Source organism: Sphaerothrix gracilis Ecp01 (genome assembly GCF_030405905.1).
Lineage (GTDB): Bacteria > Cyanobacteriota > Cyanobacteriia > Phormidesmidales > Phormidesmidaceae > Sphaerothrix > Sphaerothrix gracilis.
This window is the reverse complement of sequence record NZ_JASATW010000015.1, coordinates 40520-55415: the sequence shown is the minus strand read 5'-3', so window position 1 is coordinate 55415 and position 14896 is coordinate 40520. Positions and strand designations below refer to the sequence as shown.

7 protein-coding genes are annotated in these 14896 nt (G+C 52.5%); 5 read left to right on the top strand and 2 right to left on the bottom strand.

All coding sequences use genetic code 11. The features are described from left to right. Window positions 1-11: 11 nt before the first annotated feature. Complete coding sequence (gene hmpF, locus QJQ48_RS17165) at window positions 12-1769, bottom strand: pilus motility taxis protein HmpF (protein WP_346292469.1); 1758 nt, start codon at window positions 1767-1769, stop codon at window positions 12-14. 635 nt (window positions 1770-2404) lie between these two features. Between hmpF and QJQ48_RS17160 the strand changes: the two genes are divergently transcribed. The 5 genes from QJQ48_RS17160 to QJQ48_RS17140 all read left to right on the top strand — a co-directional run bounded on the left by QJQ48_RS17160 (window position 2405) and on the right by QJQ48_RS17140 (window position 14090). Further along, the gene (locus QJQ48_RS17160; RefSeq protein WP_346292468.1) at window positions 2405-3691 is read left to right on the top strand and encodes a response regulator; all 1287 of its coding nucleotides are present in this window, start codon (window positions 2405-2407) and stop codon (window positions 3689-3691) included. Between the two features lie 219 nt (window positions 3692-3910). Beyond that, window positions 3911-4276, top strand: coding sequence for a response regulator transcription factor (locus QJQ48_RS17155; RefSeq protein ID WP_346292467.1), 366 nt, complete (start codon window positions 3911-3913; stop codon window positions 4274-4276). Between the two features lie 35 nt (window positions 4277-4311). Beyond that, on the top strand, window positions 4312-4842 hold the full coding sequence (locus QJQ48_RS17150; RefSeq protein ID WP_346292466.1) for a CheW domain-containing protein: 531 nt from the start codon (window positions 4312-4314) through the stop codon (window positions 4840-4842). A 42-nt stretch (window positions 4843-4884) separates the two neighbouring features. Further along, the gene (locus QJQ48_RS17145; protein ID WP_346292465.1) at window positions 4885-7731 is read left to right on the top strand and encodes a methyl-accepting chemotaxis protein; all 2847 of its coding nucleotides are present in this window, start codon (window positions 4885-4887) and stop codon (window positions 7729-7731) included. 158 nt (window positions 7732-7889) lie between these two features. After that, complete coding sequence (locus QJQ48_RS17140; RefSeq protein ID WP_346292464.1) at window positions 7890-14090, top strand: response regulator; 6201 nt, start codon at window positions 7890-7892, stop codon at window positions 14088-14090. 32 nt (window positions 14091-14122) lie between these two features. Here the strand turns inward: QJQ48_RS17140 and QJQ48_RS17135 are convergent, their stop codons facing one another. After that, window positions 14123-14872 carry a DUF429 domain-containing protein gene (locus QJQ48_RS17135; protein ID WP_346292463.1) on the bottom strand — a complete coding sequence of 250 codons (750 nt, stop codon included), beginning with the start codon at window positions 14870-14872 and terminating at the stop codon, window positions 14123-14125. Window positions 14873-14896 lie beyond the last annotated feature (24 nt).

Below are 14896 nucleotides of genomic sequence, written 5' to 3'. Positions count from 1 at the left end.
CGATTTCTTAGCTATGAAGCCGCCATTTCAGGCGATTGTTCGCCTGCGACGCTATGAATAGTTTGCCGCATTTCAGCGATCGCCTGTAGCTGGTAGTCATTGGCTTCTTGAAATTGCCCAACTTGAGTTGAGAGCGTTTCAAGCCCCTGTTTGACAGCATTGAGCTGATCCTGAACTGGCTGTAGGAGTTCTTCACGCAGTTCTAGCCGACCCAATAGTCTAGAAACCTCACCGCGTTTTTCCTGTAGCTGAGTCTCTAACTGCTGAATTTCCTCGCGCTGAGAGGATTGATCCTGGGTTTGCTGCTCAATCTGCTGTTTGAGTTCAGCAATTTTTGCCTGTAGCTGCTTTGTCTCCTCTTCGAGCGCTTGTAGATCCTCTGTGGTTTTCTGCCGTAGCGTCTCAATTTGGTTCAAAACAGGCTCTAGATCAACTGGCACCGTGGGTGTCTCTTCGGTGCTGATACCCTGACGGCGTTTGAGCAATGCCTGGTGCTGACTGAGAACTTCCTGTCGCTCCAGCAGGTTTCGCCGCTGCCCAATGAGGGTTTCATTTAACATGCGATAGCGATCTTGCTCTTCGTCTAGCTCAGTCTCTAGCTGTAGCCGATCAAATTCGCTGACCTGCTCCATCCTAGATTTCAGCTCATTGACGGCCTGCTGCTGTAAATCTAGCTCTTCTTCCTGATCGCTGACGAAGCGGGAAACCTTTTCTAGATCTCTATCTAGCTCGCTTACCAGCGTTTCTAACGCTTCCAGCGGCATCGCTTCTAGGGCCGCCATATCGACTTTATTGCCCAAGCGAACTTTATCGGAGGTATTGAGCAGCTGATAAATTTGCTGATAGAGACTGCTTTGATCTTGAAGCTGATCAGACAAGGCTTTTGCCTGCTGCTGCTTGAGATCTAGGCTTTCCTGAAACTTTTTCAGCTCTGCCCGACTGGTGGCTAAAGCACCATTGGCCTCATGCCAGCGCTGCCAGCGTTCGTGAATAGTCTGAGCTGCTTGTTCAACCTCGCTCTGCTGCTGCTGGGCCGTTTCCTGCTGCTGCTCTAGTGTCTGCCAGGATTCGCTGAGCTGTCCCTGCTGCTGCTCAACCCGCTCAAAGGCCGCATTGAGCTGTTCCCGTAGGGATTCGGTCGGCGCGATCGCGCCGGTAAGCCGGTTCAGGGCATCCTGAAGCTGCTGCATTTCAGCTTCTCCAAGCCCTCCTGGCTGCATTTCAGCCTGACGCTCTTCCAAGCGTCGCATCTCACCATTGAGGTGTGCCCAAGCCCCATCAAGCTCCTGGGTTTTGCGCTCTAGCTCTTCGCGGATGCGATCGACTTCACCGCGAGAGGCTTCCACTTCTTGCCGCTGAGACTCAATTTGCTCAACGTCTGCCTCAGCTTGCTCCACCTGTTCTTGCCGAGCTTCTATCTCCATCTCGCGGCGATTTAGCTCTTGACTTTGAAACGTGAGCGACTGCTTCCACTGCTCAATCTCTTCTTCCTGAGTCTTAAATTTTTTGCTTAAGTTAGAGAAGTTCTGCAGGATGGTCACGAGCTGCCGGCCTGCCTCAGAGTGCCGCTGTACCTGACGGTTGTTGCTCAGATCGACCATGACTAGCGCGCCCGCGCCGTAGCCAGCATCATCTGGAGCCGCTACTATTTCTTCTCCGGGCACTGCGCTCCAGCTTTGCTCGCCTCGCTGACAGGCAAGCAGCTTAAACTCTGCTTTACCGCTGCCCATAAATCCGCTCTTTCTCTGTACTTCAGCTAGATACAGCACGCTGATCGTCCTCTTTTTTCTGTCTCTGTACCCGGATGGAATATCTACCCTGCCTATGCTTATCCATAACAGTGACAGATATTTACCTAACTTCCCTTAAAGATTCTAAATAGGTCTAGTAGCTGTATGAAGGCTTGACACAGATTTGCTCAAAAAGCACATCGCTTCAAGGCCATAATTCACGTTGTAACCCGTTTCAGCGGTTTTGAGTTGCTGAGGTCGGTCGTAGTGGCTAAACACTCAGGCTATTGAGGGCTTAGTGCTTGAACTGCTCCTAGCTTATCCCTAACTATATAGAGATAGGGGCTTGAACTGTGCCAAAGAGCAGTGCGGCTTTGGTCATCTATCCTATCCCCATATTCTCTAAAATGGCTAGCGATCGCCCAAATCTGTATTAGCAGAGATTTTAAACTTTTTCTGGTCTGCATTTTGCTAAGGGCAACCTTTTCTTGTCGTAAAGCTAACTCCTCCTGGGATGGGGGCTGCTATGGGTCAAATTGATATTAGTCTGAGTCAGTTTTGAGTGAGCTAAGACCGATATTTTTCACTCTTGTAGGCTAATCTGACCGTAATGCCTGTCTAGCTTTATCTTGCGTATTAGATAATATTGCTATACATCTGCACGTCAATAAAATATGCAGGGTCAGCTCAGCGAAATTGATATCCGAAGTATTCTGCAGCTCATTGAACTGGGGCAGCGGACAGGGGAGCTTTATGTCGAAGCCTATCGTTCATCAGCTTACTCTGCAAAGGGGTCTGAGCGGCCTGCTCCTCTGGCTCAAGCTTGGCTGATGTTTTTCCTTAACGGTCAAATTGTCTATGCTGGCGACACCAGCGGCAACCTGAATCGGTTGAGGGACTACCTGCACGCCTATCGGCTTGATGATTCTTTAGATACCACCGTTGTTTCTGCGATCGCCTCTTTCAACTCCCCAGAGTACGGCTACCTTTGGACTCTGCTGGAGCGGCACGTCCTTTCACCTGATCAGGGACGCGCTATTTTGCAGAGCATGGTGCATGAAACCCTGTTCGATCTGCTCAGCCTGCATCAGGGTGGCTTTGTCTTCAAGCTAAGTTCAGCCCTCAGCCCCCAGCTCATGACCCTGGAAATCGAGCCGCTGGTGGTCAAGACCATGAAGCAAATTCAGGAGTGGAAACAGTTTCATTCCTACATTCAGTCGCCGCAGCAGTGTCCAGTCATCCTAGAACCTCAGCAGTTGCAGAGCATGATGCCATCGGCTGCTTTTGGTCGATTGACCAAGTGGATGGACGGCCAAACCTCTCTACGGCAAATTTCTCGCTACCTAGGTCGCGATCTATTAACCGTGACCAGAGCTATCTACCCCTATATTCAAAAGGGGCTGATCCAGATGACCGCTGACGCTGCGGCCTCAGCCGCTCCAGCCGCCCATTCGGCATTAGAAGTAGAAGTTTGGCAAGAAAGTGCCGTCCCCCGCATTGTCTGTATAGACGATGGAATGGCAGTGCGCCAGACTATTGAGCAAATTTTAGATAGCAGCGGCTACGAGGTAACTTCCATCGGCAATCCGCTTAAGGCTCTCAGCCTGCTGTTTCAGCTCAATCCCGATTTGATTCTCTGCGATATCGCTATGCCAGAGCTAGAAGGATACGAGCTGTGCGCTATGCTGCGTCAGTCTGCTGCCTTTAGGCAAACGCCCATTGTGATGCTGACAGGCAAAAACGGATTCATTGATCGCGTCCGAGCTGGGATGTCGGGAGCCACTGATTACTTGACTAAGCCTTTCGGGGCCCACGAGCTACTCACGCTGGTAGAGAAGTACGTGGGTTCCGGTAATCCTCTGCGGCCTTTGCCCGAAAAATTACTGGCCGAGGCTATTCAAGATGAGCTAGAAATTGACAGTCTGGATTCCCCCTCTTCAGTTTCCCCTTCCCCTTCCTAAGCCTGCCCGACTAGCTTGGGTGAGCCCAGATAAGCGATCGCTCGGTAGCCAGTACCCGTCTAGAGAATTTTAGGGAAAAATTTAGCAATCCGTAGATTTAGGGGTACCTTATTAGTCACAGGGCACGCCTAGCGAGCCTTGGTTGTTGAACATCCCTGCGAACGGCTAAAGAGTGGTGGCATTTTCTCCCTATAAGGGTTATCAACGGGTTGTGGAAAGATGAGCACAGTTCTAGTGGTAGAAGACAGCGCTGCTCAGCGGGAGATGATTACGGATCTGCTGAGAAAAAGCGGCCTGAAAGTAACGGCTGCTAGTGATGGAGTTGAAGCTTTAGAGTGGATCCAAAGTCATCCGCCAGATTTAATTGTGCTTGACATTGTTATGCCTAAAATGAACGGGTATGAGGTTTGTCGTCGGATTAAGGCAGATCCCATGACTCAGAACGTACCCGTTGTGATGTGTTCGTCTAAAGGAGAAGAGTTTGATCGATACTGGGGGATGAAGCAGGGCGCAGATGCTTATATTGCCAAACCTTTTCAGCCAACCGAACTGGTAGGAACGGTCAAGCAGTTGCTCCGGGGATAGTGCCAAGCTAAATAATAGGTATAATTCGCTGAACTATGGTAGGAAATCCAGATTTCCAAACGGGTCGCGGCCAGGATCAGGCACCGGAGCTTCAAGAGCTTGAAACTCCGGAAGGTGAACTGCATCTGCGCTTCTATATTTCGTCGGGAGAAGAGTTTGCCCTACCCGCAACCGGAATCCGGCGCATTATCGAGCAACCTCCCGATCGAATCACCCCTGTTCCTAATGTTTCTCCCTTGTTACTTGGCACCCTGAACGAGCAGGGACGGGTCATTTGGGTTGCCGATCTAGGTCAATTTCTAGGCTATGGTGCCCCTCTCAACACAGATCGCTCAGAAATTCCCGTGATTGCTGTCGAAGATCAAGGAACTATGCTAGGCTTAGCCGTTAACCGGATTGTTGGCACAGAGTGGCTAGATATCGAAGAGATCCAAGTGTCTAGAAACTATCCGGACGCAATGGCTCCCTTTTTGCGAGGGGAGTGGGTAGCCGATCCCAACCATGACCGCACGCTCCGGCTGCTAGATCAGGTGGCAATTCTGCGCTCAGCCCGGTGGGCAGCTTAAACTGATGACGATTAGGGTATTTGCACTGGCAGGAGAAGGCAAATGGCTTCAGGCACAGACTACTCTCAAGCATATCAGAAAGCTGAGAGAGCCTATATGCAGGGCAGCTACGAAGAAGCAGCAACTGCTATTGATCAGCTAGCAGAGGAGTATCCCAGCGATCCTAACGTGCTCCTACTGCGAGGGCATATCTATTGTTATGGCCTCCAGCAGTATGAAATGGCCTGCGATCAGTACAAGTCAGTTTTGCAGTTGACCTCCGATCCAGAGTTCGTAGACTACGCCAACAATGGTTTGGCCTATGCCAGCCAATTCTCCAGCGACCCAGCCGACCCCGTCGAAGATTCGTTTCTCAACGACGATGATCTAGCCGATGTCGTTGAAAGCGACAGCGGTGCAAAATCGGCTACGGGCACAGACGATAATGAAGAACTGCTCAATTCAGATTTGGACTTTGCTGACCTAGATTTAGAGAGCTTTGAAGAGTCAGGCGATCCATTTGCTAATTCTCTAGAAGCAGAACCGGATGAAGTCAATCCGTTCGCAGTCGGTACGGAGGCTCAGTTTGATGAGCTAGATACCAGTCCGGAAAGTGACTTCAATGACTTTGACAATCCGTTCGCCGCTAGTCCAGACGAAGAAGCCAGAGAGACGGAGGCCGGAGATCCGTTCGCGGCCAGCCAGCCAGATGTCTTTGTGGATAGTCCAGCCGCTGATGAGCCAGATTTTGACGCAGACTTATTCGATGACTCTGATTCGCCTTTTCCGGCCTTTGAAGATGACGGTCGCTATTCAGAGGGGTTTGCTAGCGAAGACTTCACAGAGGAGCTGCGGGGTGAGGAAACAACTTTTAGCGCCGCGCCTCACAGCAGTGCCTACGACGAACCGCAGCATCAAGGCCATGAAGATGAGCAAACGTTATTCATGCCGGGGCCTGAATCTGAATCAGGCGATTTTTCAGAGGTAGAAGTCGAGGCAGACTATTCGCCACCGGCAGCCTATGGGTCGGAAGATATGACCTTCGTCGCCTCGCCAGACACTGCTCCTCCTAATATAGACAGCGACTACGAGGACTTTAGCGAGGATTTTTCCGAAAACGGGGCCTCTACCAGCTTTTCTGAAGAGCTAGACAGCGATCAGAGCAATGTCGATTTTCTAGACGAGTTTGATGAATTCGATGATCTAGGCAGCCTGCCTGACTTCGAGCTTTCGGATAGCTCAGCGGGATTTACCAGTCCCTCAGTGGGCTCGTCTGGGCTAGGACGCGACGAGAGACTCAGCAGCAACGGCTCTGGGTTTGACTTAGTTGACAGTGGAGAATCTGCTGCCATCAGCGATGACGATGAAGTCTTCGGTATTTCGGGCCTTTCCAGCGATGCAGAGGCGCTGCCTGTCTTTGCTGCGGAAGACTCTGAAGAAGAAATCAAGCCAACTGTCGAACAGGGATGGCTAGCGCCGGTAGAAAATGCTTCGTTTGATACAAAGCGTCTGCTAGTAGCGGGTGCTGCTGGCATTGTTTCAGCTTTAGCGGTGGCTTTTGTCAACTTTGGCTTTGATAGCCGCGCCAATCAAGAGGGAACAACGGCGGTTGCCTCTCCCCTGTATCGATTTTCGATGGTTGGCGCAGCCGGAGTGGCTAGCTTTGGTGCGGCTCTGGGTATGGGCTATCTGGCCAATCGGCGGGTCAAGCAGTCAGTTGCTAACTTGAAGCAGCAGTTTGAGCTGGTTTCTCAGGGCAATCTGGGAGCTAGAGCTGCTGTCTATACCGATGATGATTTAGGCCAGCTTGCCCACAATTTCAACCAGATGGCCCGGGGGATCTTAACCACCACCAGCGAGGCTCAGCGCAAAGCGCAGGAACAGGAGCAAGCTAAAGAAGACCTGCAGCGCCAGGTAATTCGTCTATTAGATGACGTGGAAGGCGCAGCCAGAGGTGATCTCACGGTTCAAGCAGAAGTCACTCCAGACGTGCTGGGTGCGGTGGCTGATTCCTTCAACCTGACGATTCAAAACCTACGGGAGATTGTGCAGCAGGTGAGCGTGGCGGCCCGACAGGTGAGTAAAGGCTCAGTTGAAAATGAGGTGTTTGCCCGCAGCTTGTCCTCAGATGCGCTGCGCCAAGCGGAGGAACTAGCCGTCACCCTAAACTCAGTACAGGTCATGACGGACTCGATTCAGCGGGTGGCCGAAAGCGCGCGTGAGGCAGAGGACGTAGCCCGTTCGGCTTCGTCTACGGCTCTGCGAGGGGGAGAAGCAGTCGAGCGGACTGTAGCCGGTATTTTAGAGATTCGCGAAACGGTGGCGGAAACCACTCGCAAGGTAAAGCGCTTAGCCGAGTCTTCCCAGGAAATTTCTAAGATTGTGGCGTTGATTTCGCAGATTGCGTCGCGGACGAACCTCCTAGCCCTCAATGCCAGCATTGAGGCAGCTCGCGCCGGAGAGGCCGGTCGCGGCTTTGCGATTGTAGCCGACGAAGTTCGGCAGCTAGCCGATCGCGCTGCCAAAGCTTCTAAAGAGATTGAGCAAATCGTCCTGCAGATTCAAAGTGAAACCAGCGGCGTCATGACGGCGATGGAGGAAGGAACGCAGCAGGTCATTGAAGGAACGCGGCTGGCAGAGCAGGCGAAGCGATCGCTGGAAGATATTATTCAGGTATCTAACCGCATTGACGTGCTGGTGCGTTCAATCACCGCCGATACGGTTGAGCAGACGGAGACTTCGCGCGCGGTCGCTCAGGTTATGCAGTCAGTTGAGCTGACGGCCCAAGAGACTTCGCAGGAAGCGCAGCGGGTATCCGCCTCGCTGCAAAATCTAGTCGGGGTTGCCCGCGACTTGCTCACTTCTGTAGAGCGATTCAAGGTCGAGCCAGAGGATACGCGAGGGGCTTAACGCTAAAGTACCTTGTCCTTGTCTAGATTCGCTAGATTGGAGCCATTAGGCTTTTACTTCACGTCCGTTAGCAGCATGGAGAATCTTGGTAGGCCAGATACAATCGTTTTAACCGCCTGGGGCCGAAGAATATAGCAAGCACGTAGGGGGAAACCGCGATGTTGCCAGAACAACAACAGCGAATCATGGGCTACTTTATTGAGGAGGCTAAAGACCACCTCAATACCATCGAGCAGGGCTTGCTGAATCTTCAGGCCACCATTGCCGATCCGGAGATGGCAAACGAGGTTTTTCGAGCCGCGCATTCGGTGAAAGGCGGAGCGGCGATGCTGGGCATTGAGAGTATGCAGCGGGCCTCTCATCGTCTAGAAGACTATTTCAAAATTTTGAAGGAGTCGCCAGTTCGCGTCGATCGCGCTTTGGAAACCATGTGTCTTCAGGTTTTCGATGCCCTGCAGGAGCTTCTGGAGCAGCTTCAGGGGCCTTTTGGCCTGACTGAGGACAAGGCTCAGGAAATTATGACCAACGTGGAGCCGGTTTTTGGTCAGCTAGATGAGCATCTCAACAGTCTAGTTCAGCAAAGCGCAATCGCCCCAGAGTCCCCTGCTGCTGCGCCCGCCGCCCGCCGCCCGCCCGCTGCGGCTACCAGCCATGCCGAACAGAGCGCCCTAGATTTAGTTTTCAAGAGCGACGTGCCTAGCTCCCTGCGGGACATGCTCAAGCTGTTTAAGCAGCAGGACTCGTCGGCTACCCGCTACCAGCTTCAGGAAGTCTGTAACTCTCTCAGCCGGATTGGCGAACAGTTTGACCTGGTTAACTGGTGCGATTTGGTCAAGTCAGCTCAAGCCGCGATCGCCAATGAGGACAATACCTATCGGGATTTGGCTCCGGTCGTGATTAAAGATCTTAAACAGGGGCAAGACCTTGTTTTATCTGGTCGTGCGGCTGAAGTGGGCGTCTCCGATGGACTGCAGCAGATGCTGCCAGACGATGTCTTATCGCTAGATGAATCAGCGGCCTTAGAGGACTTGCTGAGCGATGATGACGTTTCAGATAGTGGAGATGATTTAGGCGATCTATTTGGCGCTGCGGCGGATCCGGCTGATGAGCTGAATTTTGAGGAGTCTCTGGCATCTTCTGCGGCAGATGAGCCGCCCCAGCATGAATTGGCAGACTCAAGCAACACCCCTAGCGATTTGCCCACTCCTGAGATTTTGTTAGAGCCAATAGAGGCTCCTCCCGTTCGGTCTGCCCTTCACAACGGCCCGGAAATGGGGATGGCAGAGCTGAACAGTTTAGCCGATCTGTTTGAAGGAGATGCCAATAGGCTAGACACATCTTGGCAAGAAGAAGTGGCAGATGAAATCTCTGCTGGCGAGGCAGACGCGCTAGATGTGAATATCGCCGATGACGATTTTTCTGATTTGCTAGCGGAGACTCCCGCTGACAATCAGGCTGAAGATCTGGCTGTGACAGATGATCTGGGAGATCTGTTTGGGGATGAGCCAGAGCAGCTAACCTCCGATGAAGCTGAGCCGAGAGAAACTATTTCTGATTCAGCCGAGTCTGATGTCTCCGATTTGCTTGGGATGTTTGATGACGAAGCCGAAGCCGCTGGCAGCGATCCGGCTGAATCTACCCTTACACCCGACTTAACTCCAGGGGCAGCTCCCCCTACTCGCTCGTCTGTGCCGCCAACGGGAGGATTAGATGAGCTAGATGACTTTTTTAACGAGTTCGAGGGGGATGATGCTGTCGGCTTAACGCCAGCGCCTGCCGCCGCTGCTACGGCTGCTGACTTTGACGCCGATTTCGATCAGACTTTTGCGATCGAGTCTAGTGATGAGACTGGGGCGAATGAGTCGGCTGAGCCGGCAGATGAAGTTGACTTATTAGAGAGCGCAGAAATTATAGAAAACGCTGTAGTTTCTGAAGCTGATGCGTCGATCGCGGCAGACGATCTATCTAGCGATCTGTGGGCAGACGATGATGCATCGACCGGCCTTGACTCAGACAACTCTGAAGCTTCCTCCTTCGATTTAGAGCCAGTTAGCGATCCCTGGGAAGGACCAAATGAACCAGAGACATCCTTAGACCTCGCATTTGAGATGCCAGAAGTTGCGGCTGAATCAGATGATGAAGCCCTGGATTCTCTGTTCGCCGAAAACTCGGTCAGTGAAGAAAGTTCGTCAGAGGCAGAAGACTTAGAGCTAGAGCAGGACTGGTCGCTGACCGATGAGTCGGATATTTTGGCCGAAGATGCCGATGAAGCTGCTGATCTAGATTTTGATCTAGAGGCGGATTTAGCGGACGCTTCAGCGCCGACGGCGGCAGCCGCAGCATCAGAAGACCTTGACTTTGATGACTTGCTGTCTGAGAGCGAATCGTCCTCAGCAGACTTAGATGAGCTGGGTGCAACCTTTGACAGCGATGATTCAGGTTTTGACAATTTGGCGGCCCCATCCGAGTCAGACGATGAGTTGGACTTTAGCGACATTGGCAATGGCAGTGACGCAGAGGAGTTCACTCTAGATTTTGGTGAGAGTGAAGAAGCTGCCAGCCAGGAGCCTGTGACATCAGCGACAGACGAGCTGATCTTTGACTTGGGTGTAGCAGATGATTCGGCTGAGGCTGAATCAGCCGAGGGACCAGATGATTTAGACTTCACCGTTGAAGCGTTTGAAGTTTCAGATGAGGCAGTTGCTGATTCTGAACTGGAGGATTTGTCTGATTTTGACGCAGAAACTGAAGACTTCTCATCTATGTTTGATGACGAGGTAGAAGATGCTGACAGTACAGAAATTCAGGTGGCCGACACCGATGAGAGTCTATCGGGGCTGTTTGAAGAAACGGAGAGCACAGATGAGCTGGATTTGGCAGCCTCAGACTCCGCTCCCCTAGATGACTTTTCTGGCCTGTTCGTTGATGAGGCTGAAGCTGCCGGTGATGAAGACCTAACCGACCTGTTTGAAACATCTGAGAGTTCTGAGACTGAATTAGAAGCTGTCGAATTCTCGCTGGATGATGAAAATTTAGATCCGTCAGCTAGTACAGATAGCTTGGATGATTTGTTCGGCACTGAGGCTGAAACAGCTCCAGATAGCGATGGCGATTTAGATGCGATCGCTCTGTCAGACATCCCTGAGGAGAGTGGGGAGTCGCTCGATAATCTCTTCGGAGATGAGCCAGAATTAGCCAGCTTTGAGGACGACTGGCAGCAGTCTGAAACCTCACAGACCGAGTTAGATAGTCTACTAGACGACTCGCTGGAGAGTCCAGAAGACACCCCAACACCATCAGCTACAGATTCGACAGATGGGGACGATTTGCTTGATGGCCTAGACGATCTTGGCGACCTCGACGAACCTGAATCTGATTCGACTGAGCTAGATAGTTTGCTCGATGAGCCTTTTGATCTAACGGCTGATGAGTCTGCCGAGACGGATTTATCAACGGCAGAGGCTCTAGATGACGACTTGTGGGCAACGCCAGAACAGGAAGCCGAAAGCGACAGCGATTTGGATAATTTGTTCGAGGCGGAGTCAGACCTAACTTCCTCGGAAATAGATGAGCCGTTTGATCAAATCTCTGATGTGGGCGAGACCGATACTGCCAGCGCAGATGACTTTGACCAGCTTGGAGACCCAATTGAGCTATCGGAGACAGACGCTGCTTTTGATCTAGAGGTGGATGACTCAGCGGGGCTAGATCCTCAGTTTGAGCAAAATCAGATGGCGTCTGAAGCTACATTAGAGGATCTCGATCTCCTGCCGGATGAACCTGAAATAGAGACGGCAGACTGGGAGGAACCTGACACAGACAGCGCCTTAACAGATGTTGCGGCTGATGATTTAGCTGCAGCAACAACCTTAGCTGCAGCGGCTGATGCAGACTTTATCACCTCGGACTCGCTGGCTGATGAAATTTTAGAGCCGCAGCCAGGGCCTGATGAATCCGATAGCGAGGATTTCTCTGATCTAGACTCTCTGCTAGAGGGAGAGGCTGTCTCAGCAGAGGAAGCCGTCGTTTCTGAGCTAGACGGTTCTGAGGTAGAGGCTGACTTTGGCGATCTAGAGGCTCTCCTAGATGAGCCGTCCTCATCGGCTGACCTAGAGTCTACAACCGATCTGTCTGCTGAAGCTGCAGCGCCGGAGGATGACTTTGCTGATTTGGAAGCTCTTCTAGGCGATGAATCTGAAGCTGATAGCAGCGAGTATGCGGCTGCAGAAGCTGCAGAAGCTGTTGGTGAGCCAGAAGAGAACGGCAATGAATTTGAGGACTTGGAGCGACTTTTAGAAGAAGCCGATCAGACGCTGGGTGGGGGCGGCTCAGCTGCTATGAGGTCTGCGCCTCAGCGATCGCGGCGTCCGACTAGACGGGGCGGCGGTATGCTAGGCGAGCAGACGATGCGCGTCTCGGTCAAGCACTTGGACAATCTCAGCAATCTGGTGGGAGAGCTGGTTGTCAACCGCAATACTTTAGAACAGGATCAAGAGCGGCTGCGTCAGTTTTTAGATAATCTGATGGCTCAGGTACAGCAGCTCAACGATGTAGGGCAGCGAATGCGCGATCTCTATGAGCGATCGCTGCTGGAAAGCTCTCTGATTTCGAGCCGTCAAAGCTATCAGCTAGCCGGTAGCCGTCGCCCAGAAGAAACCTCCAGCCACTCAACGGGTGCTACCTTTGATGCCCTAGAGATGGATCGCTTCACCGGCTTCCATACCCTCTCGCAAGAGATGATTGAGCTGATTGTGCGGGTGCGAGAATCGGCTTCTGACATTGGCTACACAATCGAGTCAACAGATCAGGTGACACGCCAGTTCCGTCAGGTAACAACTCAGCTTCAGGAAGGTCTAAACAAAGCCCGCATGGTGCCTTTTGCGCAGACCGCCGATCGCTTGCCGCGAGCGGTGCGCGACATTTCGGTCAAGTGCGGTAAGGAAGCTCGCCTAGTCGTAGAAGGGCGCGACACGCTCATTGACAAAATGATTCTAGAGCAGCTCTACGACCCCATGACCCATCTGGTCAACAATGCCATCACTCACGGGATTGAGCCGCCAGAAGTCAGAGAAGCTCAGGGCAAACCGCGAGAGGGCCAAATTACCGTTCGGGCTTTTTATCAGGGGAACCAGACGGTTATTTATGTAGCAGATGATGGCGCGGGCATTGATGCTGACTTGGTTAAAGAGAAGGCAGTTCAGAAGGGGCTAATTTCAGCCGCTGAAGCCCGCACTATCTCAGTTCATGATGTACACGAGCTGTTGTTCCATCCCGGCTTTAGTACCCGTGACCAGGCAGATGACTTTGCCGGACGGGGCGTGGGCATGGACGTGGTGCGCACCTATTTAGCCCAGATTCGCGGCAACATTACGATTGATTCTGAAATCGGTAAAGGCACCAGCTTCACCATTCGGCTACCGCTGACGCTGAGTATTTCCAAGGCACTGACCTGCATCAGCAATCAGGCCCGGATTGCCTTCCCGATGGACGGGGTTGAGGATATGCTGGATGTGCCCAAGGAGCGGGTGCAAGAGAACGATCAGGGACAAACCTGCATTCTCTGGCGCGATACGCTGCTGCCGTTCCAACCGCTTTCGGAACTGCTTCAGTTCAACCGAACGCTGGGTCGTGGCCGTATCTACGGCGGCAATCAAGACGACGAAATTACCTCTATCGTTATTCTCCGGAGCGCCAGCAGTCACATTGCGCTGCAGGTAGATCAGGTCATCGGTGAGCAAGAGATTGTGATCAAGCAGCTTGAAGGCCCTGTACCCAAGCCAATGGGTATTGCCGGAGCCACGGTGCTAGGAGATGGCCGCGTTATGCCCATTGCTGACGTTTTAGAGCTGATTGATCTCTCTATGGGACGTGTTCGCCGCGAGCCAAATACGTCTCTGTGGAGTCAGCTTGATGAAGGCGCAGTCGAGGAATCGGCAGAACCGGCCAAGTCAGAACCGACCGTCCTGATCGTAGACGACTCCATTACGGTACGTGAGCTGTTGTCTATGAGCTTCAACAAGGTGGGCTACCGAGTTGAGCAGGCTCGTGACGGTCAGGAAGCCTGGGAAAAGCTGCGATCGGGATTGCCCTGTGATTTGGTGTTCTGCGATATTGAGATGCCGCGCATGGATGGTTTAGAGCTGCTATCGCGGATGCAGAAGGATCCTGCTCTCAGCGATATTCCGATTGCCATGCTGACGTCTCGCGGTGCTGACCGACATCGGCAGATGGCTGTGGACTTAGGGGCTAGCGGTTACTTTACTAAGCCCTATCTGGAAGAAGTGCTGCTAGATGCGGCTCAGCGAATGCTCAACGGTGAAACGCTAGCCAGTGGCAAAAGCGGTAGTGTTTCTAGCTAGCGCGATCGCCACCTAGAGTCTACTTAAACCGACTATTTCTGAGTTCCGCAGGTTCTGGCGCTCTCCTGAGGGCCAGGTGCTGGCACGATGATGTAGCCGCTGGCGCGATCGCCATACACCTGATTCTGTTGCTGTCCGTGCCAGACCCAGTAGGCGGCGAGATAGGCGCAGGTGAGAGCATCTAGCTTGTCTTCTAGAGCTTTCAGCGCTGCGCCTTTTTGGTCAGTGTCAATAGTTAAGTTGAGCGTTAGCTGTGGCTGAAGCTGAGCAAAATACCGCTGCTGCAGCGCAAACAACTGGCCTAGCCCCTGCCGCCGCTCGGCAACTCTGCCTTTTTTATACTTGAGAATGCGAGACAGATTGAACAGCGTGATCGTGGCGGCGTGAGGATAGACCTCTAGCATGATTCGTCTGTCAGCGCTGCCATCAGTCGCGTGAGCAAAGCCGCGCTCTGCCAGGGCCGCAGTGAAGTCACGCATAGCGGGGTAAAAGGGGAGGTTTTGGTTAGCTGGGTAGCAGCCGGCATGATAGCGGCCAAAGTGCTGATGCAGTAGGCGATCGGGCAGGCGCATTCCAGAGACGTTAGGGATAATCAGAGGGGCATCAATGGCGATCGCAACCTGAGTTTCATTGGCAATAACCTGATCTAGCCAGTTCAAAACAGCCTGGTGAGTCTCAAGAACATCCCACTCGACAAATTCAATTCCGGCTGCCTCACGTCGCAGGTAGCAGACTCCACTGCTGGAACTGGCTAACCAGCCCAAATCAAGACCGATGAACATAATTCAAGGTTTTAAGTTCTCAGT

Excerpts from the sequence above, each read along its gene's own strand:
- QJQ48_RS17145 (WP_346292465.1), top strand. The coding sequence starts at position 4,885 with ATGGCTTCAGGCACAGACTACTCTCAAGCATATCAGAAAGCTGAGAGA.
- QJQ48_RS17135 (WP_346292463.1), bottom strand. The coding sequence starts at position 14,872 with ATGTTCATCGGTCTTGATTTGGGCTGGTTAGCCAGTTCCAGCAGTGGA.
- QJQ48_RS17140 (WP_346292464.1), top strand. The coding sequence starts at position 7,890 with ATGTTGCCAGAACAACAACAGCGAATCATGGGCTACTTTATTGAGGAG.
- QJQ48_RS17160 (WP_346292468.1), top strand. The coding sequence starts at position 2,405 with ATGCAGGGTCAGCTCAGCGAAATTGATATCCGAAGTATTCTGCAGCTC.
- QJQ48_RS17155 (WP_346292467.1), top strand. The coding sequence starts at position 3,911 with ATGAGCACAGTTCTAGTGGTAGAAGACAGCGCTGCTCAGCGGGAGATG.
- QJQ48_RS17150 (WP_346292466.1), top strand. The coding sequence starts at position 4,312 with ATGGTAGGAAATCCAGATTTCCAAACGGGTCGCGGCCAGGATCAGGCA.